At 68.9% G+C, this 21,434-nt stretch carries 15 protein-coding genes; 6 read left to right on the top strand and 9 right to left on the bottom strand.

Translation table 11 applies throughout. The annotated features are described in order from the left end of the window. Window positions 1-45: 45 nt before the first annotated feature. From RALTA_RS03505 to RALTA_RS03480, 6 genes are all read right to left on the bottom strand, one after another. Complete coding sequence (locus tag RALTA_RS03505; RefSeq protein ID WP_041232065.1) at window positions 46-5,934, bottom strand: hybrid sensor histidine kinase/response regulator; 5,889 nt, start codon at window positions 5,932-5,934, stop codon at window positions 46-48. A 127-nt stretch (window positions 5,935-6,061) separates the two neighbouring features. Continuing rightward, the gene (locus RALTA_RS03500; protein ID WP_012352037.1) at window positions 6,062-8,275 is read right to left on the bottom strand and encodes a methyl-accepting chemotaxis protein; all 2,214 of its coding nucleotides are present in this window, start codon (window positions 8,273-8,275) and stop codon (window positions 6,062-6,064) included. 105 nt (window positions 8,276-8,380) lie between these two features. Next, window positions 8,381-8,944, bottom strand: a complete 564-nt coding sequence (locus tag RALTA_RS03495; RefSeq protein WP_012352036.1) for a chemotaxis protein CheW — start codon at window positions 8,942-8,944, stop codon at window positions 8,381-8,383. Window positions 8,945-8,996: 52 nt separating this feature from the next. Further along, window positions 8,997-9,368, bottom strand: coding sequence for a response regulator (locus RALTA_RS03490; RefSeq protein ID WP_012352035.1), 372 nt, complete (start codon window positions 9,366-9,368; stop codon window positions 8,997-8,999). 38 nt (window positions 9,369-9,406) lie between these two features. Then, on the bottom strand, window positions 9,407-9,922 hold the full coding sequence (locus tag RALTA_RS03485) for a response regulator (protein ID WP_012352034.1): 516 nt from the start codon (window positions 9,920-9,922) through the stop codon (window positions 9,407-9,409). 338 nt (window positions 9,923-10,260) lie between these two features. Then, entirely contained in the window at window positions 10,261-10,431 is a 171-nt protein-coding gene (locus RALTA_RS03480; protein ID WP_010813017.1) for a rubredoxin, read from the bottom strand. Window positions 10,432-10,672: 241 nt separating this feature from the next. Between RALTA_RS03480 and hemL the strand changes: the two genes are divergently transcribed. From hemL to RALTA_RS03455, 5 genes are all read left to right on the top strand, one after another. After that, window positions 10,673-11,965: a glutamate-1-semialdehyde 2,1-aminomutase gene (gene hemL / locus RALTA_RS03475; RefSeq protein WP_012352033.1), complete on the top strand. Its 1,293-nt coding sequence runs from the start codon at window positions 10,673-10,675 to the stop codon at window positions 11,963-11,965. A gap of 101 nt (window positions 11,966-12,066) precedes the next feature. Next, window positions 12,067-12,693: a LemA family protein gene (locus RALTA_RS03470; protein ID WP_012352032.1), complete on the top strand. Its 627-nt coding sequence runs from the start codon at window positions 12,067-12,069 to the stop codon at window positions 12,691-12,693. Between the two features lie 13 nt (window positions 12,694-12,706). Further along, on the top strand, window positions 12,707-13,567 hold the full coding sequence (locus tag RALTA_RS03465) for a TPM domain-containing protein (protein WP_041232064.1): 861 nt from the start codon (window positions 12,707-12,709) through the stop codon (window positions 13,565-13,567). Window positions 13,568-13,587: 20 nt separating this feature from the next. Continuing rightward, a complete protein-coding gene (locus RALTA_RS03460; RefSeq protein ID WP_025582730.1) occupies window positions 13,588-14,091 on the top strand; it encodes a TPM domain-containing protein in 504 nt (167 codons plus the stop codon). Window positions 14,092-14,295: 204 nt separating this feature from the next. Beyond that, entirely contained in the window at window positions 14,296-14,967 is a 672-nt protein-coding gene (locus RALTA_RS03455) for a methyltransferase family protein (protein ID WP_012352029.1), read from the top strand. 71 nt (window positions 14,968-15,038) lie between these two features. On the opposite strand, the gene RALTA_RS03450 is transcribed toward RALTA_RS03455, so the two are convergent. The 3 genes from RALTA_RS03450 to RALTA_RS03440 all read right to left on the bottom strand — a co-directional run bounded on the left by RALTA_RS03450 (window position 15,039) and on the right by RALTA_RS03440 (window position 19,736). After that, the gene (locus tag RALTA_RS03450; RefSeq protein ID WP_012352028.1) at window positions 15,039-16,298 is read right to left on the bottom strand and encodes an MFS transporter; all 1,260 of its coding nucleotides are present in this window, start codon (window positions 16,296-16,298) and stop codon (window positions 15,039-15,041) included. 173 nt (window positions 16,299-16,471) lie between these two features. After that, window positions 16,472-18,772 carry a spermine/spermidine synthase domain-containing protein gene (locus RALTA_RS03445; protein WP_012352027.1) on the bottom strand — a complete coding sequence of 767 codons (2,301 nt, stop codon included), beginning with the start codon at window positions 18,770-18,772 and terminating at the stop codon, window positions 16,472-16,474. 67 nt (window positions 18,773-18,839) lie between these two features. Beyond that, the gene (locus RALTA_RS03440; protein WP_240989978.1) at window positions 18,840-19,736 is read right to left on the bottom strand and encodes a phosphatase PAP2 family protein; all 897 of its coding nucleotides are present in this window, start codon (window positions 19,734-19,736) and stop codon (window positions 18,840-18,842) included. A 323-nt stretch (window positions 19,737-20,059) separates the two neighbouring features. Here RALTA_RS03440 and RALTA_RS03435 point away from each other — a divergent pair, with 323 nt between their 5' ends. Continuing rightward, window positions 20,060-21,028, top strand: a complete 969-nt coding sequence (locus RALTA_RS03435; protein ID WP_041232063.1) for a LysR substrate-binding domain-containing protein — start codon at window positions 20,060-20,062, stop codon at window positions 21,026-21,028. Window positions 21,029-21,434 lie beyond the last annotated feature (406 nt).

Raw genomic sequence — 21,434 nt, 5'->3', positions numbered from 1 at the left:
CGCTTGGGTACTCCCTCTCCCGCTTGCGGGAGAGGGGAGCAAACCCTAGCCTGGTGCCCCATCCCCCAGCATCTGCGCCACCGACCCCGCCGTCCCCGCCGCCCGCTCGCCCAGCAGCCGGTGCAGCGTGCCCAGCAGTTCATCCTCGTTATACGGCTTGCCCAGGTACACGTTGACGCCGATTTCCTCGGCGTAGCGCCGGTGCTTGTCGGCCGTGCGCGAGGTGATCATCACCAGCGGCAGATGCGCGGTGCGCGCGTCGGAGCGCACGTTGCGGGTCAGGTCGAAGCCGTCCATGTGCGGCATCTCGATATCGACCAGCATCGCATCCGGCATCACGTCCTGCAGTTGCTTGAGCGCGTCGACGCCGTCGCGCGCCAGCACGACGTGGTAGCCGGCGCGGCCCAGCAGGCGCTGGGTGGCCTTGCGCACGGTCAGCGAATCATCCACGACCATCACCGTGGCCTGCACCGCGAGGCCGGGCACGGGCTCGGCGGTGCCGTCGTTCGCCAGTTCCGCGACCGCGCCCATTCTCGGCGGCACGGGTGGCGGCGTCACGGCAGGCGCCTGTGGCGCTTGCTGCAGCGCCGGCGGATCCAGCGGCAGGGTCCGGCCGCGCTCGCGCACAAAGCGCTGCGCCAGCACCACCGGGTTGTAGATCAGCACGATCTCGCCATCGCCAAGCGTGGTGGCACCGGCGATGCCCTCCAGCCGTGCCAGGTGCGGGCCGATGTGCTTGACCACCACTTCGCGGTTGCCGACCACATCGTCCACATGTACGGCGACCCGCTCGGCGCCACTGCGCACCACCACCACCGGCGAGTACTTGCGCCCGCCGCTCACGGCCTGGCCTTGTTCCAGCAGGGCGCCGAAGTAAAAGAACGGCACCTCGGCGCCCGCTACGTTCAGGTTGCCGTGGTTGTATGCGTCCAGCAGCGACGGCGCCCGCAGTTGCTGCACCTGGTCGATCATGCCGCTGGGCACCGCATAGCGGCGCCCGCCCAGCGCGATCACCAGCACCTGCGTGATGGCCGTGGTCAGCGGCAGGTGCACGGTAAAGGTGGTGCCCTGCCCCGGCTGCGACGCCAGCGTAATGCGCCCGCCGAGCGCGACGGTCTCGGCGCGCACCACGTCCATGCCCACGCCGCGGCCGGCCAGCTCGGACACCGCCTGCGCGGTGGAAAAGCCGGGGGTGAAGATCATCTCGGTCAGGCGCGCCTCGCTGGCGTCGTCGTCCGGCGCCAGCAGCCGGCGCTCGACCGCGCGGGCGCGGATGCGCGCCAGGTCCAGCCCGCCGCCGTCGTCGATGAAATGCAGCACCACCTCGTTGCCTTCCTGCTGCACCTCCAGCGTGAGCGCGCCGGTGGCGGGCTTGCCCGCGGCGCGGCGCTGCGCGGCGGGCTCGATGCCGTGCGCCACCGCGTTGCGGATCAGGTGCTCGATCGGGCCGGCCATGCGGTCCAGCACCGAGCGGTCGATCTCCACCGTGCCGCCCTTGATCAGCAGCCGCACTTCCTTGCCGGTCTCGGCCGCGGCCTGCCGCGCCACGCGATAGAGCCGCTCGGCCAGCGCGTCGAACTGCACCATGCGCGCCTGCATCAGTCCGCGCTGCAGCCCGCGCGTGAGCCGTGCCTGCGCGGCCAGGTCGCCGGCCGCGCGGTCGAAGCCGCGCTGCAGGTTCTGCTCGACGGTGGCCACGTCGTTGACCGACTCGGCCATCATCCGCGTCAGTTCCTGGAAGCGCGTAAAGCGGTCGAACTCGAGCGGATCGAATTCCTGCTTGTGCTGCGCATCGGCAATGCGCGAGGCCATCTGCGATTCGGCCTGGATCTCGATCTCGCGCAACTGGCCGCGCAAGCGCGCGACGTTGTCGTTCAGTTCGCCCAGGTAGGCGCGCATCGCCTCGAGCTCGCTGTCCAGGCGCGCGCGCGTGGCGCCGACCTCGCCGGCCTCGTTGATCAGCGTGTCGAGCGCGCGCGCCTGCACGCGCACCAGCGCGCGCTGCGGCTCGGCCGCCGCCAGCGGTGCGAGCGGAGCCAGCGCAGCTGCCGGCGGCATCGGCACCATCACGTCGGATGGGCCGGGCACCACGGGCAGTGCGGGCGCAGGCGCCTCTGCGGACGAATCGCCAGCCCCGTCGGCGGCTTGAGGCTGTGCCATGGCGGCGTCGGCCGCTGGCGAGGGCTCGGCCAGCCCGTTGACCACATCGGGATCGTCCGCCGGCAGCAAGCGGCCGGCCTGCAAGGCTTCGGCATGTGCGAGGATGCGGTCGTACCAGGCGTAGAGCCGCTCGAACACCTTCGCCGCGACCGGCTGCTGCGCCTGCCCGCGCAGCGTGCTGTCGAGCAGCGTCTCCATCTCGTGCGCGGCCTGCCCCAGCGCCATCGCGCCGGCCATGCGGGCGCTGCCCTTGAGCGTATGCAGCGCGCGCAGCACCAGGCCTCCATGGCGCGCGTCGTCGGGCGCGGCTTCCCAGCCGCGCAACAGCTTGCCCAGTTCGGGCAGCGAGCCCTGCGCCTCTTCCAGGAAAATCTGCACCAGGGCCGGATCCGGTGCGGCGCCGGCGTCGGCGGCCGGCGCCTCGGGCGCGCGCTGCAGCGTTGGCGCGGTCGGCAGCGCGATCACCACCGCATCGTGCGCGGTGACAGGCGGCGCTGCCGGGGCTTCATCAGCTGCCTCGGCTTCGGCAGCCGGCGGCAGGCGGCCAAACACTTGCGCCATGGCGTCATCGGCCTCGGTCGGCGGCGGCGCGGGCAGCGCCACGCGCGGGCGCAGCAGCGCGCGCTCGCCGAACTCCACCAGGCTGCGGCGCAAGGCGGCATCGGCCTGCGGCCAGATGCCGGCGGCAAACTGGTGCAGCATGCCGCGCATGCGCTCGGCGGCCTGCTCCAGCAGGCGGAAATCGCCCGCATGCATCGCCACCGGATGCGAGCCCAGCTGCAGCAGCAACGCTTCCAGCGCCTCGGCGATCTCACGCACCGGCTCCAGGCCCACGGTCGATGCGCTGCCCTGCAGCGTGTGCGCGACGCGCAGCGCCAGCTCGCTCGGGCACGGGTGGGCTTCATGCCGCCATTCGGAGATGTCGGTGGCAAACTGGCGCAGCAGGTCATCGGCCTCCTGCAGATAGACGTTGTACAGCGCCAGGCCGATGCGCACCGGGCCGATGACCTTGTAGTGATCGTCCTCGTCCGACAGGCCGCCGGCCAGGCGGAACGGGATCACGTTGTCGTCGGACGTGCCGGTGTCGGCAGAGGCGCCGGTCCCGGTGTCCGCGCTTGCGGCCGCCTCCGCATGTTCGTCCGGCGCGTCGTCGCCGGCCACTTCAGGCGCGGCCGGCGGCATCTCCGTGGCGGTACCGGCATCGCGCACCGCTTCGGCGGCCGCGACCAGCGGCGCGATGTCGTGCCACGCCGCGGCATCGCCGTGCAGCCGCGCCACCCACGCCGACAGCTCGGCGTGGGCGCGACGCAGCAGCGCCAGCAGCGCCGGAGCGGGCTCGCGCGCTTCGGCCAGCCACAGGTTCATCACCTGCTCCACCGCCCACGCCGCTTCGCCGTAGCGATGCAGGCCGACCATGCGGCTGGAGCCCTTCAGCGTATGGAACGCGCGCCGCAGCCGGCTGAGCATGTCGGCATCGCGCAGCGCCTCGACGCCGGTGCCAAGGTCGCCGGCGATGCCGGCCAGCACCTCGTCGGCCTCGTTCAGGAAGATGTCGAGCAGTTCGGCATCGAGGGCGGCATGGTCGCCGGCCGCGGGCACGGCCGGCGTGGTGGCGCTGGCCGGCACCGGCGCGGGCTCCGCCGGGATGGCGGCAAGCGCCATCACCATGCGCGCCCCGGCATCGTCGCTGCCGGCTAGCCAGGCGTTGCATTGCGTGATGGCGTCGGCGGCCTGGCGGCGCAACGCGGCATCGTCATCGATGGCGGCCTGGTCAGCCAGCGCCTGCAGCGCGGCGCGCAGCCGCTGCACCGCCGGTGCATCGGGCACGGCACCGGCGCGCAAAGCTTCGTCGGCGGCAGTGCGCGCCGCTTCCAGCGGATCCTGCGGCGCCTGTGCGTCGCCGCCGGGCGCGGCCTCCGGCAATGCGTCGGCGCGGCGCGCGCGGCCGAATTCCAGGGCATCGGCGAACGCATGGACCACGCCCAGTTCCGCCGCCACCGTGCGCAGCAGCGCCGAGCGCGCGCTGGCGTCGGCAAGCTCGCCGCCATCGGCAAGCCGCGTCCTGACGGCGTCCACCGCGGCGCTGGCGTGCGCGGCCTCGCCAGCCAGCGCGGTGGGCAGCGCCGGCGACGCCTGCAGCTGCGCCAGCGTTTGCGCCAGCGCGGCGAAGGCCTGTTGCGCGTCGCGCAGGTGCGCGGCGCCGTCGGCCCGCGCCGCATTGCGGTCATAGCTGTCGAGCCAGGACTCGCCGCTGTCCAGTTGGGCGCGCAGTTGCGCCACGGCTTCGCTGCGCAGCGCCTGCGCGCGCGCCTCGTCGACCATGCGCGCCAGCCAGGCCGGCGCGGCGGCGGCAGGGTCTGCCAGGCAGGCGGCCAGCGCTTCGCACTGTGCGGCGAAGCGCGCCGCGGCCGGATGGGCGGACTGTCCGTGCACGCGCCACGGCAGCGCCAGCGCGCGCGACAGGAACAACGCGATGCCGGCGGGGCCCAGCGCATCGCCGGCGCCGCGCTCGCGTCCCGGCATGGCGGCCTGCGCCAGGCAACGCTGCAGCGCCGGCTGCGCCAGCGGCTGCGCGGCCTCGGCCAGCGCCGCCAGCGCGATCTCCCACGCGGCCTGGTCCGCGGCGGCGGCGCGTTCCAGCCCGGCCGCGGCCTGCTGCAGGTTGCGCGTGTCGATCGGGTCGAGCCAGCCGTAGTAGCGCAGCCGGAAATCGGCATGGGCCTGCGCGTGGGCGGCATCGAGGCGGAACGCCGCCAGGGTGCGCGCGATATCGGCGCGCAGCGCCGCCGCGTCGCCATCGCCTCCTTCAGCCAGCCCGCTGCAGACCAGCAGGAACACCGCGTCGTTCAGCAGCGCCTGCGGCACGCGCACATGGCCCTGCTGGTACTGGCGCAGCAGCAGGTTGGCGCGGCCGGCAAAGCGCTTGGCCAGCAGGTCCGAAGGCAGCAGGCCCAGCGCCAGCGCGCGGCACACCAGCCCCAGCACATGCCAGACGCCGCGGTCGGGATGGTCGGCGGCGCGGCGCGCTTCCTGCTCGTTGGCGCGCAACGCATCCAGCGCCGCGTGCAGCGGCAGCCAGGCTTCGCGCAGCAGCGCCGCGTCGGCGCACGGCGTGGGCAGGCGCAGCGCCTTGAGCAGGGCCGACTCGAACTGCTGGCGCGCGCGCGTGACCGCGGCCGGCCCCTTCGCCGGCAGCAGCATGCCGGGCAGCATCTGCAGTTCGTCGAGCCACAGGTCGGCGGGGTGCACGCGTTCCTCGCCCAGCGTGGCAAGCACGGCGGCATAGGGCTGGAACAGGCGCAGCGGGGCCTCGTCGTCGCCGGCCATCAGGTCATCGACATACTCGGCCAGCGCCTGCACGCCGGCGCGGAATACCGCCAGCGCCTCGGGGCCGGCGGCAACGGTGCCGGCGTCGATGGCATCGAGCAGGCGGCGCAGCGCCTGGCAATACGGATCGGTCCCGCGCAGCCCGACGATATGCACGGCACCGGCCGCCTGGTGCAGATGCTGGCCGGCCAGCCGCAGCGAGGTGGTATCGCGCGCGCCCAGCGCCTCGGGCGCCTGGCACACTTCATCGACATAGTGGCCCAGCTCCGCGGCGGCGTCTTCGAGCGCGCTGCGCAGGCTGGGTGCCAGCCACGCCAGGCCGGACAGGTCGCGCGCGGCGCCGCCGTCGGGCACCGGCTGCGCGCTCGCCGGCAACGGTGCGGGTTCGGGTTCAGGCAGGGCGTCGGCGGCGGCAACGTCGCGCGGGACGGGAACATTCAGGGACATGACGGCTTCCAGTGCGGCGCCGGCACGGCAGCCGCAGGCCGCCCGCCGCAACGGGCGGCGGACGCGGAGTTGGCATAAGGCGCGGGGCCGCGGTGCGCGGAAGCGGTCGCAGGCGTCATCCGGCCACTCAGGCGATCTTGAAGCGCGACACCGAGTTGCGCAGCTCCTCGCTCAGCAGCGTCAGCTGGCGCACCGATTGCGCGGTCTGGCGCGTGCCGGTGGTGGTCTGCTCGGTGACCTGCAGAATGCGTTCGATATGGCGCGCCACGGTGGTGGCCAGGTCGGCCTCGTGCGAGGTGGACTGCGAGATCTGCTCGATCAGCTCGGCCAGCTGGCGCGACACGCGCCCGATCTCGACCAGCGCGGCACCGGCGTGGTCCGACAGCCGCGCGCCTTCGACCACGCCCTGGGTGCTTCGCTCCATGGCGTGCACCGCGTCCTGGGTATCGGTCTGGATGGTGCGGATCAGCGCACCGATCTGCTTGGTAGCCTCGCCGGAGCGTTCGGCCAGCCGCTGCACTTCTTCGGCCACCACGGAGAAGCCGCGCCCGGCCTCGCCCGCCGACGCCGCCTGGATGGCGGCGTTCAGCGCCAGCACGTTGGTCTGCTCGGTAATGTCCGAGATCAGCTCGACGATTTCACCGATCTCCTGCGACGACTCGCCCAGCCGCTTGATCCGCTTGGAGGTTTCCTGGATCTGCTCGCGGATGTCGTTCATGCCGGCAATGGCGTTCTGCACCGCCTGCTGGCCCTGTTCCGCGGCGGACAGCGAGGCGCGCGCGACGTTGGCGGATTCGGCCGCGCCACGCGATACCTGCGTGATGCGGTCGGCCATCTCCACCACCGACTCGCCGGTCTGGCGGATCTGGCGCGACTGCTCTTCGGTGGTCGACACCAGCTGGGTCGAGGTGGCCTGCACCTGCCCCGAGGCCTGCGTCACCTCGCCCGCGGTCTGCTGCACCCGGCCGACCAGCTCGCGCAGTTCTTCCACGGTGTAGTTGACCGAGTCGGCGATCGCGCCGGTGATGTCCTCGGTCACGGTGGCCTGGCGCGTCAGGTCGCCGTCGGCGATGTCCTGCAGCTCGTTCATCAGCTGCAGAATGGCCTTCTGGGTGTTGTCGTTGTTGCGCTTTTCGTCGAGCCGGCGGGCCTCGGCCTCGCGCTCGCGCGCTTCGGCTTCCAGTGCGCGCATGCGCGAATCGCGCAGGTACAGCGCGGCCAGCCCGACCAGGCACAGCAACGTCAGCGCCGCCGACACCACGGTCGCGCCCAGCGTCAACGGGCGGCTCCGCGCCGACTCCGCATACGCGCGCTGAAGCGCCGACAGTTCGGCGCGCAGCGCCTCGTTGTCGTTGAAGATCTGCTGCTGGGCGCGCTTGGCGGCGATCAGGCCGGGCAGGTTCTGCAGGATGGTCTGGGTGGTCTTCTGCACGGCCTCGAAGTGCTGCGACAGCTGCTGCAGGTAGCCGCGCGTCTCCTCGTCGGTGGCGGCGGACAGCCGCAGCGCCTCGCTGCCGTTGAGCAGGCCGTCCAGGGTCTCGCGGAAGGTGTTGGTGTCCTTGCCCAGCAGGAATGCGGTCTCGGGGTTGACGCCTTCGCCGGCCAGGAACTCGTTCAGGTTCTTGCCCAGGCGCTGGGTCAGCATCACCAGCTGCGCCGAGGCCGCCACCTCGCGCGCGTTGGCGCCGGACTGCAGCTTGATCGCGGCCACCTGTTCGGCCGCTTCGAGCAGCTCGGGGTTGGAGGCGTTGAAGATCTGCAGGGTCTGGCCGATGGTGGTCAGCACCGGCTGCTGCGCCAGCACGTCGGCGGCGCTTTTCTCGGAACGCTGCCAGGACTGCATGGCAGCCTGCAGCAGCGGCTCGGCCGCGCCGGTGGTGGCGCGCACGCGCTTTTCGTCGCTGCCTTCCTGCAGCGCCTTCAGGTCGCCAGACAGCGCGTCCCGGGACTGGCGCAGCTGCGTGAAGGCCTGCGCATTGCCCAGCAGCGCGACCGGCACCGCCTTGCCCAGGCGCTGCGAGTGCATCAGCATGTCGCCGGCCACCTCGATCTGCGCGGCGGCGTTGTTGGCGATGCGGTTATCCAGGTACACCGAGCCCAGCAGCGCCACCAGCGACACCACCACGCCCACGGTCAGCAGCCGCTGCTGCGAGGCGAACGGCATGCGGCCGAGCCAGCGGCCGAGGTGCTCCAGCGGCGTCGCACCCAGTCCCGCCGCGGCGGGCGGCACGGGCGCGGGCTCGGGACCCGCTGCATAGGCGATGTCCGGCCCACCCGCGAGGCTGGTGGCAGCGTCGGCTGCCGGCGTGCGCCGGCCCAGCCTGAATGTCTTGAAACCCATGGCACCCTCTTCCGTTTTATCGTTGTCATCCCCGGCGGCTCGTGCCGGGTGCGGCAGGCGCTGGCCTGCGCGCCGTCATTGTCCGTGCCTGGCGTGACCGGCGCCTCAGGCGGCCGCGCGGCCTGCTTGCAGGAAGGCCGGCGCGTCCAGCAGCGCGCGCACGTCCAGCACCTGCCAGTCGCGGCCCTCGCGGTCGGCATAGCGCGGCCCTTCCCATGGCGACGCCGCATCGGGTCCGGCGGCGGCAGCGTCGCCGTGCGGCAGGCCCAGGTCCGCCGCATGGCGCAGCCCGGCCACGCGCGTGGCCAGGATCGCGCAGGCGCGTTCCGCGTCGCGCGACAGCACCACGATCTTGCTGCCTGGCTGCACGGGCGTGGGCGCGCCGCCGCAGAACAGGCTGAAATCGATCACCCCCAGCAGGCTGCCGCGCGCGTTGACCAGGCCGCTGTACCACGGCTGGGTCAGCGGCACCGGGCTGGGCTGGCGCATGTCCAGCACCTCGCCGGCATCGGCCAGCGGCACCAGCCAGTGGCGCGCGCCCACCTGCAGCGCCAGGTAGCTGTCGGCGGCCGGCAGGCTGCGCGCCTCGCGCAGGCGCCGGGCCAGCATGGCCTGGTAGTCCTGCAGGCGCGTGTGGCGGGCGCGGAGGTCTTGGCGTGGCGCGTTCATGGCGGTCCCCGGAACAAGTGGCAGTGCTTGCCGTGCGGCCGGCGCTGGCGGCTCAGTGCGCCAGCGCGGCGATCTTGCCCAGCAGCTCTTCGCCGTCGACGGGCTTGACGATGTAGTCAGACGCGCCCTGGCGCATGCCCCAGATGCGGTCGGTGTCCAGGCCCTTGCTGGTGCACATGATCACGGGGATGTCCTTGAAGCGGTCGTCGCGCTTGATCGCGCGGGTGGCCTGGTAGCCGTTCTGGCCCGGCATCACCACGTCCATCAGGATCAGGTCGAAGGCTTCGGCCTGCAGGCGGGCGAAGGCCTGCTCGCTGTTGCTGGCGACCGCAACCTTGAAGCCGCGCTTGCCGAGCAGGTCGGACATGAACAGGGCTTCGGTCGGGGAGTCGTCGACGATCAGGATCTTGTGAATGGCGGTCATGAGGTTTTCCTTCGATTCGTACATGGCGTGGCTGCCGTTCAGGCGGGCAACGCCTCGCCCGCGGGCCGGCATGGCAGGCAGGCCTGCACGGCCTGCAGCAGCGCGTCGCGGGTAAATGGCTTGGCCAGGTGGTCATGCGCGCCGACCAGGCGGCCGCGCGAGCGGTCGAACACGCCGTCGCGCGACGACAGCATGATCACGGGGATGGCATGGAAACGCGGGCTCTTCTTGATCAGCGAACAGGTCTGGTAACCGTCGAGCCGGGGCATCAGGATGTCGCAGAAGACCAGGTCGGGGTGCAGCTCGCCCACCTTGGCCAGCGCCTCGAAGCCGTCCTCGGCCAGCATCACCTGGTACCCGGCCTGCATCAGGAAGATCTCCGCAGTACGGCGGATGGTGCTGGAATCGTCGATGACCAGCACCTTGCGGCGCGGCGGCGAAGCGGTCTCTGGCGTGAGATCCGGCGCGGTATCCGGAACAGGAACGCCAGGCGCCACACCCTGTGCGCCGGCGGTATTGACCCGCTGGTTTTCTTCTATATGAGCGACCCGCATGTTGTTCCCGCGACCAGCGGCTCCTGGCGGAGCGCCGGCAAGCACCAGAGAACACCCGTGCGGAGCAACGCGACCCATGCGCGCCCCCCACGGACCCCCAAATTCTTTTTATTTCCCTTCCAAGGCCGGACCGAGCCCGGCAGCGGCGATGCGTGATCCCCGCATCTGCCCGCCGTCCTCCCCACCGCGGGCGGAGGGACGGCCAGTCACTTTTGCAACAGAGTGTGACAAGACGCCGGGGGGCCGTCAATCCGGTGCGGCCAGCCCCCGGCGGCGTTCTGTCGCATCGGCGCGACGGGCGCGCCGGCCGTGTCGTTGTTCTTCTGGATAGAGGCCGCTCAGATCGCGACCATCTCGAAATCTTCCTTGCGCGCGCCGCATTCCGGGCAGGTCCAGTTGATCGGCACGTCTTCCCAGCGGGTGCCGGGGGCGATGCCGTCTTCCGGCGCGCCTGCGGCTTCGTCGTAGATCCAGCCGCAGATCAGGCACATCCAAGTCTTGTATTCCATAACAGGCTCTGGCCACTCTCCATTAAAATCCAGCGCAGATGGTACCGAAACCGTGCCGCCGGCGCCAGCCGCGCGAGGGCCGGAATCGGGCCAGATCCGCCGTGTTCGCACCCGTTAGCGCCTTGTTAGCGCACGATTGGCAGGCAATTGCAGCGAACTTCCGCTGTTTTTGCCGCATGTCAACGTCCGGGCCCAGGCCCGCCGAGCACGATCCCTGCAGTCCAGTCCTCACCTCAACGCCATGTCCCGTAATCAGCAGCTTTTCGACCGCGCCCAGCAGACTATCCCCGGGGGCGTCAATTCGCCCGTGCGCGCCTTCCGTTCGGTAGGTGGCACGCCGCGCTTCATCACGCGCGCCGAGGGGCCGTACATGTGGGACGCGGACGGCCAGCGCTATATCGACTACATCGGCTCGTGGGGTCCGATGATCGTCGGCCATGCCCATCCGGAGGTGGTGCGCGCGGTCCAGGAAACCGCCGCGCACAGCTTCTCGTTCGGTGCCCCGACCGAGGCCGAGATCACCATGGCCGAGGAAATCTGCAAGCTGGTGCCGTCGATCGAGCAGGTGCGCCTGGTCTCCTCCGGCACCGAAGCCACCATGAGCGCGCTGCGCCTGGCCCGTGGCTTTACCGGCCGCGACCTGATCATCAAGTTCGAAGGCTGCTACCACGGCCACGCCGACAGCCTGCTGGTCAAGGCCGGTTCCGGCCTGCTGACCTTTGCCGACACCACCCGCAACGCCCCGTCGTCGGCCGGCGTGCCGGCCGACGTGACGCGCCACACCATGGTGCTGGAGTACAACAACGTCGAGCAGCTGGAACAGGCCTTCGCCAAACATGCCGGCGAGATCGCCGCGGTGATCGTCGAGCCGGTGGCCGGCAACATGAACCTGGTGCGCGCCAGCGATGCCTTCCTGCAGGCCATGCGCGAACTGTGCACGCGCGACGGCGCGGTGCTGATCTTCGACGAAGTCATGACCGGCTTCCGCGTGGCGCTGGGCGGCGCGCAGGCGCACTACGGCATCCGCCCCGACATGACCTGCCTGGGCAAGGTCATCGGCGGCGGCATGCCGGCGGCGGCCTTCGGCGGACGGCGCGACATCATGGCCAGCCTGGCGCCGCTGGGCGGCGTGTACCAGGCCGGCACGCTGTCGGGCAACCCCCTGGCGGTGGCGGCAGGCCTGACCACGCTCAAGCTGATCCAGGCGCCCGGCTTCTATGACCGCCTGGCCGCGCAGACGCGCAAGCTGGCCGACGGCCTGGCCGAAGCCGCCCGGGCGGCGGGCGTGCCGTTCTCCGCGGATGCCGTCGGCGGCATGTTCGGGCTCTATTTCCGCGACGGCGTGCCCGCCAGCTTCGCCGAAGTCACCCAGAGCGACACTTCCCGCTTCAACCGCTTCTTCCACGCCATGCTTGACCACGGCGTCTACCTGGCGCCGTCGGCGTTCGAAGCCGGCTTTGTCTCCGCGCAGCACGACGACGCCATCCTGGACGCCACCTTCGACGCCGCGCGCAAGGCCTTCGCGGCGGCCTGACGCCATGCGGCCCGCCCGGCGCCAGGTTGCGCCGGCGGCCCACGCGTGACGGCAAGGGCGGTGCGCTACACTTGGAGTTCGTCCAATCGCCGGAGCCTCCGATGCGCGCATCCTCGTCCCCTTCGCTGTCCACCCGCTCGCCGCTGTCCGTGTTGCGCTGGCTGGTGCTGGCGGTCCTGGCCAGCCTGCTGTCGGCGTGCGGCTACAACGACTTCCAGGCCAAGGACGAGGCGGTCAAGGCGGCCTGGGGCGAAGTCATCAACCAGTACCAGCGCCGCGCCGACCTGATCCCCAACCTGGTCAACACCGTCAAGGGTTACGCCTCGCACGAGCGCGAAACGCTGGAAGCCGTGACCAAGGCGCGCGCCGCCGCCACCAGCATCCAGGTCTCGCCCGAAACCCTGAACGACCCCGAAGCCTTCAAGCGCTTCCAGCAGGCGCAGGGCGAACTGTCCGGCGCGCTGTCGCGCCTGCTGGCGGTGTCCGAGAACTACCCCCAGCTCAAGGCGGATGCCTCGTTCCGCGACCTGCAATCGCAGCTCGAGGGCACCGAGAACCGCATCACCGTGGCACGCCAGCGCTATATCGCCGCCGTGCAGCAGTACAACGTGCTGGCGCGCAGCTTCCCGACCAACCTGACGGCGATGATCTTCAAGTACCCGGTCAAGCCTTCGTTCACGGTGGAAAACGAGAAGGCCATCTCCACCCCGCCGGCGGTCAAGTTCTGACGGCATGGCAGCCATGCGCCATCTCCGGCGTTGGTGCGCCCGGCACGGCTGGCTGGCCGCCGCCCTGCTGTGGCTGGCGTCCCTGCTGGCCGTTCCGGCGCTGGCGGCCGACGGCTTCGTCGCGGTGCCGCCGCTGACCCAGCGCGTCACCGACCTGACCAACACGCTGACGCCGCAGCAGCGCGGCGCGCTGGAAAACGTCCTGGCCGAATACGAGCAGCAGCGCGGCAGCCAGATCTTCGTGCTGATGGTGCCCACCACCGATCCGGAGCCGATCGATGCGTACAGCATCCGCGTGGCCGACGCCTGGCGCGCCGGGCGCCAGGGCATCGACGACGGCGTGATCGTGCTGATCGCCAAGGACAACCCGCCCGGCCTGCGCAAGATGCGGCTGGAGGTGGGCCGCGGCGTGCAGGGCTCGCTGACCGACGCCATGTCCAAGCGCATCCTGCAGGACGTGATGGCGCCCCACTTCCGCCAGAACGATTTCTACGGCGGCCTGGCGGCGGGCATCTCGGCGATCCAGGCCACCATCGACAAGGAAGGCCTGGCCGCGCCGCAGCGCAAGGCACAGCAAGCCTCGGCGCTGGACGAATGGCTGCCGGCGCTGCTGCCGCTGGCGATCATCGTGTTCTTCTTCCTGAGCGCCATCCTGCGCCGGCGCGGGCCGCAGATCGTCACCACCCGGCGCGGTCGCGACGTGATCGCCGGCGGCCTCGGCGGACTGGGCGGCTACACCATGGGGCAAGACTGGGGCCGGCGCAGCGGCGGCTGGGGCGGCGGCGGCTTCGGCGGCGGCGGTGACAGCGGCGGAGGCTTCGGTGGCGGGGGCGGAGGCGGCTTCGACGGCGGCGGCGCGTCCGGCAACTGGTGACAGCACGAGGAACGACGACCATGCCGCATCTCAAACGCGCCCTGCACCATATCGCCACCACGGCCGGCACCACCCGCAAGTATTTTCCGCCGGAAGCGCAGCAGCAACTGCACCACGCCGTGCATGCCGGCGAATCCAGCCACCGCGGCGAGATCCGCGTGGTGATCGAGGCCAGCCTGCCGGTCGGCCACGCCTGGGCAGGGGTCACGCCGCGCGAGCGCGCGCGCTTCCTGTTCGGCGCGCTCGAAGTCTGGAACACCGCGGACAAGACCGGCGTGCTGCTCTACATCAACCTGGCCGACCACGCCGTCGAACTGCTGGCCGACCGCGGCATCGATGCCAGCGTGGGGCCCGCCACCTGGCGCGAGCTGTGCGATGAACTGGCGCAGGGGCTCCGGCAGGACCTGTCGGTGCGGCCGGTGCTGGCCACGGTGGCGCGCATCCATGGCTTGCTGGCCACGCACTTCCCGTCGGACGGCGGGCCTAACCCGAACGAGCTGGACGACCGGCCGGTGTTTCTCTAGGGTAGCGCCGCTGCCCATCTATTCGCAACGGCGGTCGCTGTGGCATCCGGACATTGGTCGGCATGCCTAAGGTGCCCGCGCGTTCCATTGGAGAAACATACTTCTACCCGATATGGCGCCTGTCGCGCGCGGGCTACCCTTGGTGGACAGCTGCACTAAAGCCAGCGAAGCGGAGCGCCAAGCTTCCGCGTACAAGGGGAAGCCATGCAGGAATACCAGGCATACAAGGATCAGTGCGGCCCTGGCCTCGCGACCAAAATAAATCTTCGGGAATTCCTGATCGAGGCCGGTCTCAGAAGCACCACCGCCATACTGCTTGCTGGGTTCGCATACGTGGCGGTCCAGCAATGGCTCGCTGACCCGACGCGAATCACGCTGCTGCTGCTGGTGTTCGCAAATTGCCTGACCCTCGGGCTATCCCTGTTTGTCAGGGTTCCCAAAAAACGAGACTGGCATCCGGTCACCGTCCTCTGCTCGCTAGGCGCTTCCTACTATTTCCTTGCCATTCAGCTGGCGCCGGGGGATCGCCTGGTACCGGAAATATTTGGCGCTGGCCTTCAAGCCGCAGGGCTCGCCTGGCAAATCTATGCAAAGTTCACGCTTCGGTTTTCGTTCGGGATACTGCCTGCCAATCGCGGCATCGTATCGCACGGGGCTTACCGAATCGTGCGGCATCCGATCTACCTGGGATACGCCATTGCTGACATCGGCTTCCTGCTTACGAATTTCGGCGTGCAAAACTTGCTGGTCTATGCCGGACTATACGCCTTGCAGTATGTCCGGATCACTCGGGAGGAAGCGCTGCTCTCTAACGATTCCGAATACCTTCGCTATCGCGAAAAAGTGCGGTACCGCGTATTGCCGGGCATTTACTGAGGATTCGCCCGGCGACTGGAGCGCGATTCCGGCTCGTCTGCGATAGCCCGAGGGGATCGCGCCAGTCGGCATCAACGAGGTTGGCGCGCCCCCATCAGGTACCACACGGCCGCCAGCATCTGAAGTACCACTAGTCCGCCCCACGCCGTCAGGTGCGCGGCCTTCGGGTAATGTCCGGCGGTCGCGGCCCAAAAATCCAGCACGTGGCCCACGCCCACCTGGCAGGCAAAGGTCGACAGGAACACGGTCAGCGTCAAGGCAGTCGTTGCCCGACCGATCAGTGCATCCGGGAAGCTGCGCGCCAGCACTGCGTAGGTCAAGATGCCACTGGAACCGAACACGCCGTAGGCCGCCCACATCAGAACCGGCGGCAGCGGCACCTCAGCCATCAGCAGCAGCTGGACCACGATAAAGCCAGTCATGCCGGCGCCGGCAAAGGCATAGAGGCTCACGCCCAGACGCTCCAGGTGGCGCGCGGCCCAGCCCGAGCCGACGCAGCCTGCCATCATGGCAAAGCCGATCACCGACACCAGCCGCGCGCTGGTGCCTGCGTCGTAGCCCGGCACATCGCGCAGGAAGGCGCCCACCCACAGCGTCTGCACCGCCAGGAATACGCCCTGGTTGAGCAGCGTCAGCGGCACCACGCGCCAGAAGCGCTCGCTGCCCAGGATCTGGCGCGTGCCGCGCAGCTGCTCGCGCAGGCTTTCCTTGCCGACCCGGGGCTTGTCCGGCGCGCTGACCCACAGCAGCGCCGCCATCGCCAGCGACACGCAGGCGAGGCCGATGCTGACCGTGCGCCAGTCGGTATACGACAGCAGCCAGGTCAGTGGCGTGCCGACGAGCACCGCACCAAGGCCGCCGATGGCCATCACCACGCCGTTGAGCAAGGGCATGCGCGACAGCGGGAACCACATTGACAACGCCTGGATCGCGGCACCCAGGCACACCGACACGCCCACGCCGATCAGCAGCCGGCCTGCGGCCAGTCCTGCCATGCCGGGCGCGAGCGCGAACACCAGCGAGCCGGCCACCGCCACCAGCAGCATCGCCGCCTCGGTGCGGCGCGGGCCGTAGCGGTCCAGCAGGATGCCCGCCGGCAGCTGGGCGCAGGCGAAGCCAAGGAAATAGAAGCTGGTGAGCAAACCCAGGTCACCGGCATTGAGGCCGAGTTCACGCGTCAGATGGGGGGCAAAGCCCAGGTTGACGCCGCGGAACAGATAGGAAATCAGAAAGCCCAGCGAAAACACGGCCAGCACGCGCCAGCGGGCGTGCGCACCGGCTTCGGGCCGCACCTGCGGGGATGTGGAAGACAAGGTGGAAGTCGTAGTCATATGGCCTGCATTGTCTTCCCTCTGACATGGCAAAGCCAACGAAAGATACCCACCGCAATTGTGAATAGAATTTGACGTCCATGGCGAAGCGATTTTCCGCCGATGGCGAGCGCACCCTCCGTAAATGAACTGGATGCTCAGCCGATTGCGCTGGAGAGCAGCAAGAACGACGTTCAGTCAAGCCGGAGCGGCTGACGCCATTCGGTGCCCATATTGTCATCAGTGATTGGCGTCAGCCCGGCCGTCCTGGCCAGGATGCGCGGGCAAGCCTCCATGGCATCGACGCTTCCCGATCCGCCGCCCTGCTCAATGGATCGCCACACGGCATTCAAGGTATCGGTCAGCACGCGGCCCTGCTGGCGACTCGGATCCAGGATAGGGCGGCCGTCGATGCGATAGGCTTCCAGCGTGCGTCGCCAGTGCTCGAAATCCCACGCCAGCGGCGCGCGCGACACCACCATATGGTTGCTGAAGCGCGCTCCATAGGGAAACGCCAGGCATGCAGTTCGTTGGGCCCGTTCCGAGTCAGTGGTGTTGTAGTACAGAATGCCGCTTCGCTTCAGATGGTGATCGGCCAGGCGCAGAAACTCCACTGACAGCAGATTGGTGGCATTGGCCCGAAAATGCCAGGTGGTATTCGAAACGATGGCGTCGAAGCGACGCTCCGGATGCAGGCGAAGCCAGCGGCGGCCGTCGTCGACGACGATGGTCACCTTGGGATTGCGGAGAACCGAGGCCACCTCCGGATTGCGGGCAAGCAGTTCCACATAGCCCGGATTGATCTCGACAATGGTCAGCGAGCGGACTTCCGGGTTGTTGGCGATCACCTGCGCCCACGATCCCGAGGAAAGGCCGATCATCAGCACGTCGCGTGGGTGAGGATGGAACAGGTTCAGCGCGTAGGGCCGCAGGATTCCGTTGGTGTCATGCACCAGGTCCACGTTGAAGCGGCCGTCGTACATGCCGCCACCGTACACAGTGCCTTCCTGGTCCACTGTGATGATGCCGCTGCGATTCTCGATCACTTGCACAAAGGGTCCCCTGGCTTCGGGCGCGCCTTTCCACAACAGTGTTTCCAGCACTGTCCCGCTAAGCGGGGGCAGTGCCACCATGGCCAGCACGCCCGTTGCGCAGGCGGCTCCACCGTGCCAACGCTTCAGGCGCGATGGCAAGGGCAAGCAAGCATCCAGCAACAGCGAACACGCCACCCCGGCGCCGACCAGCACCACGGCAATGCTGACCAGGCCCATATGCTCCATCAGCACGAAGCCGGTGACGACGCTGCCCGCGGCGGACCCGACGATATTGGCAAGATAGAGCAGCGCGGTACGCATGCCGGCGTGACCGTCGGCCGCGACACCCCAATGGGCCAGGCACGGAAGCAGCGAGCCCCAACTGCGTGCCACCAGGTACACCATCAGGAGCAAGGCACCGAGCAGCACACCATTAGGGAGTTGCAAATGTGCCAGCACGGGCAAGAACAGCAGGCCCGCCAGGTTGGCTTTGAGCAGCGCGCCCGCCAGGCGCCGCATGCCGTGCTCGATCGCGCCGTCACACCATTCGCCCGCCTGGCGCGACCCTGAAGCAATGCCTACCAGGAACGCGCCCAGGATGGCGCAGAAGGCGAAGGCGCTGCCGCCCGACGCATAGGAGACCGTACGGAAGAAGAAGATCTCATACGACAGCGAAATGGCTCCGCCGATACAGGCCAGCATCAAGACGACAGGGAATTTCAACGCAGGCGCGGTCGTTGGTGTATTCACGGCCCGCTTCCGGCTGACGTGCAGGCCCTTGCCTTCGCGCCAGTACGTGAACAGTGCTCCGAAAGCGACCGCAATATTCAATCCGACCGCCACATATACCGCGCCTTGCATGCCCAGGAAGGGAAACAGCACTACCGCGCAGGCAAGGCAGGCGGCCCCCGCGCCCAAGGTGTTGACGTAGTAAAGCAGCCCCACCGAATTGCCAACATTGCCGGAACGCGGCGCCAGGTGGCCGACAAGCACCGGCAGGGTGGCGCCCATCAGCAGCGTCGGCACCAGCACCAGCGCCAGCGTCATGGCCGCTGTCACAGCCAAGGGCAAGCCAAGCACCAGCGTACCGACCCGATCGAAAATGTCGAGTGACACCAGACCAAAAACGCCGGTAAGGAGTTCGATGGCAGCGAGCAGCGGAAGCAGTGCCAGGCCGCGCCGCCTCGATAGCAGTCCACCCGCAAGGCTGCCCAGACCGAGCCCGAGCATGAAAGCGGTAACGACTATCGTCACCGACTCGATATTCACGCCGAGAATGCGGAACAGCGCGCGCTGCCAGACCAACTGGTAGATTAACGCGGGGAAGCCAGAGAAAAAGAAGAGCACGCAAAGGATTCGCCGCCAGCGCACTTCCTGGCCTGGCGTTGCCGCACGGGGCCGGCCCAATGCTTCCCGGGTTCCCGCCGGGACGGCGGCATCGATGGGATTGCCTGGTTCCATGACCCTTCCCCGAAGGTTATTGTTATCGTTGCCCGCTGGCCGACGCTCTCCCGCGCCCGCCTTCCCCTCAAGCCAGCTGTGCCGGCGCCGCTTGACCGAGCCTCGCCGGCGTGCGCCGCCCGGCGAATGCATGCAGCATGCCTGCGGTCAACGCCCATAGCCCGACACCTGCGACCACATCCACAAGGTAGTGCCCTCCCTCCGTGGGCGTGGAAAGAATCATCAGGCCGTTCAATACGCAAGCCAGGACGAAACCGATCTTCGACCAGCGCATCGCCTGGATAAAGATCAGGGCCAGCGCGGTGTGATAGGACGGCAGCGAAACCAGGCCCTGCATTTGACCCAAATCGAACACCTGCAGGGTGCCGTCGCGCAATTGGGCGAAGTGCGCGACCGTGGCAAGCTCGTCTGCACTGGCCATGCCGTAGCTGACATAGGCGCCGGCCGCGGGCCAAGGCGCGGCGATCAGCAACAGCAGCACGCAAGACAACATCAAATTCGCAAGGAACTCGCGCAGATAGCTGGCCTGCCCGAGCAGACCGGTCAGGATGGGAATGAGTACCAGCTGGGCGAGTCCGCTGATGTAGGCAAGCTTCAGAACGTAATCAATACCCGGATGGGCACGCACCCAGGCGTATGTCCGCGGCCAGTCAAAGCCGAGCACCTGATCGAGCGCCGCCAGCCGGCCATCCACCAGCGGGGGCGCCAGTGTCACCAGCAGATATGACATGACACCCATGACGTTGGTGAAAGCGATCAGCAGCGCGCCGCTGTGCGCCACCAGCGCCAGACGCCGATAGTGCAATCCGCGCAACGTAGCGTCGATACGGGGATGGGAGGCGATCAGGCCCAGCGTCATGGCAATCGCAGCCAGCACAGCCACGCCAAGGCAACTACCGCTCAGGCTGGCGCTGGTCACGGAACGCCCGCTCGCGGCGAGCCAGGCTCCGTCGAGTGCCAGCACAAGCAAGACCACTCCCCATCTCAGCGCATCCCCACGGGTAAAGACCCGAGTCCCCGTTGTCATTCTTGTCGCCCCCCGGCATGACCTGACGGCAATTCGCGATGCGTCGTCGCCAGGCAAAGCTGATAGGGGCAAGATACTGTGCGGCGTGCAGGACAGGCATCGTCCTTTAGGCGAATCAACCTTAAGAGCTAGGAGACCACGCGCCGCCTCCATCGCCGGCAGTCAATTCGCTGTCGTCCAATGTCCCGCAGGTCCTTGCCGTGATTCCCTTCGGGGGCAACCGGAAATTCCGCGGCAATTGTGAGTAGAATTTGACCACCATGGCCAAGGCCCCAGCCAGAGCTTCCACACGCCCCGTCCACCTGCCGCCGCTGCAAGCGCTGCGTGCACTGGAGGCCGCCGCGCGCCACCGCAGCTTCTCGCGCGCGGCCGAGGAGCTGGCCCTGACCCACAGCGCCATCAGCCATCACGTCCGCGCGCTGGAAACCAGCCTCGGCACCAAGCTGTTCCAGCGCAGCGGCAGCCAGATGGCGCCCACCAGCGTCGGGGCGCGGCTGGCCGAACAGGTGCGCGGCGCGCTCGACGACATCGAAAGCGCGCTGCGCGAGGCTGGCAACAGTGCCGGGCCGCCGGTGATCCGGCTGCAAGTCAGCGTGATGGCCGACCTGGCCAATGCCTGGCTGATCCGGCGCCTGCCCAGCCTGCACGCCCAGGTGCCGTCGCTGGACCTGCACTTGCGGCTGCATGCGGAGATCACGCCCCCGGACCCATACAGCGTCGATGTCGGCATCTGGCACCAGCGCATCGACCTGCCCGGCTTCGAGTGCCACAACCTGATCGAAGACCACGTGATCGCGGTGGCCAGCCCGGCGCTGCTGGCGCGCTACCCGGGCTTTACGCTGGCCGACGTGCCGCGCCTGCCGATGCTGCGCTTTGCCCTGCGCCCGTGGCGCGACTGGCTCGAGGCCGCCGGCCTGCCCGGCGACGAACCGGAGCGTGGCCCGATCTTCCAGGACGCCGGCCTGATGCTGCAGTCCGCCGTGGCCGGCCTGGGCGTGGCGACGGCGCGCGCGCAGCTGGCGCACGACTACCTGGCCAGCGGCGAACTGGTGCAGATCGGCCCCACGCGGATCCCGTCGAGCCTGCACTACTGGGTGACCTGGCGCGAAGGCAATCCGCGCGAGAAGGCCATCCAGCAGTTTCATGCCTGGCTGCAGGAACAGGTGCGGCTGGAAGGCGCGCAGGCGTCCACGCTCGCCGCCGGCAATGCCGTGCAGTTTCATCCGTGAAATTGTTTGGCCCCGCGATGTTGGCAATACGAATCATTTTCGTCTAGGCCCGCCAAATCAAAGGCTTGTCGCCTGTCAGGCCCACCCGCCCCGTACCACGCAAGAACCCCGACGCGTGGTCGGCACGATGTCCGAGTTTCACGGATGCAACCATTTGGTCCCGCTTGCCAGCCTGCGTGGAAATCTTGCTCTGCCCATCCAAACAGATGAGAAGCGGCTGAGCTGCCCAGCCACGATTCGTCCGAAGGCCTGTCAACGCGCCGGTTTTCTCCATCCCGCCAGTACTGCCCGCGCGTGCGCGGCACCAAAAGGCTGAGGTCGGCGCGGTCGCCCCATGTCGGCGAAAGATGTATGCCCTTCAAATCCTTGTAACGGAAATGAAACTGTTTTGCGGGATGGTGAGGTG

The organism is Cupriavidus taiwanensis LMG 19424, from assembly GCF_000069785.1.
GTDB classification, from domain to species: domain Bacteria; phylum Pseudomonadota; class Gammaproteobacteria; order Burkholderiales; family Burkholderiaceae; genus Cupriavidus; species Cupriavidus taiwanensis.
Note: the sequence above shows the minus strand (reverse complement) of the source record. Positions and strands in the feature narration are given on the sequence as shown.

Excerpts from the sequence above, each read along its gene's own strand:
- RALTA_RS03465 (WP_041232064.1), top strand. The coding sequence starts at position 12,707 with ATGCGCCATCTCCGGCGTTGGTGCGCCCGGCACGGCTGGCTGGCCGCC.
- RALTA_RS03500 (WP_012352037.1), bottom strand. The coding sequence starts at position 8,275 with ATGGGTTTCAAGACATTCAGGCTGGGCCGGCGCACGCCGGCAGCCGAC.
- RALTA_RS03460 (WP_025582730.1), top strand. The coding sequence starts at position 13,588 with ATGCCGCATCTCAAACGCGCCCTGCACCATATCGCCACCACGGCCGGC.
- RALTA_RS03450 (WP_012352028.1), bottom strand. The coding sequence starts at position 16,298 with ATGACTACGACTTCCACCTTGTCTTCCACATCCCCGCAGGTGCGGCCC.
- RALTA_RS03495 (WP_012352036.1), bottom strand. The coding sequence starts at position 8,944 with ATGAACGCGCCACGCCAAGACCTCCGCGCCCGCCACACGCGCCTGCAG.
- RALTA_RS03485 (WP_012352034.1), bottom strand. The coding sequence starts at position 9,922 with ATGCGGGTCGCTCATATAGAAGAAAACCAGCGGGTCAATACCGCCGGC.
- RALTA_RS03435 (WP_041232063.1), top strand. The coding sequence starts at position 20,060 with ATGGCCAAGGCCCCAGCCAGAGCTTCCACACGCCCCGTCCACCTGCCG.
- RALTA_RS03470 (WP_012352032.1), top strand. The coding sequence starts at position 12,067 with ATGCGCGCATCCTCGTCCCCTTCGCTGTCCACCCGCTCGCCGCTGTCC.
- RALTA_RS03445 (WP_012352027.1), bottom strand. The coding sequence starts at position 18,772 with ATGGAACCAGGCAATCCCATCGATGCCGCCGTCCCGGCGGGAACCCGG.
- RALTA_RS03490 (WP_012352035.1), bottom strand. The coding sequence starts at position 9,368 with ATGACCGCCATTCACAAGATCCTGATCGTCGACGACTCCCCGACCGAA.
- RALTA_RS03455 (WP_012352029.1), top strand. The coding sequence starts at position 14,296 with ATGCAGGAATACCAGGCATACAAGGATCAGTGCGGCCCTGGCCTCGCG.
- RALTA_RS03480 (WP_010813017.1), bottom strand. The coding sequence starts at position 10,431 with ATGGAATACAAGACTTGGATGTGCCTGATCTGCGGCTGGATCTACGAC.
- RALTA_RS03505 (WP_041232065.1), bottom strand. The coding sequence starts at position 5,934 with ATGTCCCTGAATGTTCCCGTCCCGCGCGACGTTGCCGCCGCCGACGCC.
- hemL (WP_012352033.1), top strand. The coding sequence starts at position 10,673 with ATGTCCCGTAATCAGCAGCTTTTCGACCGCGCCCAGCAGACTATCCCC.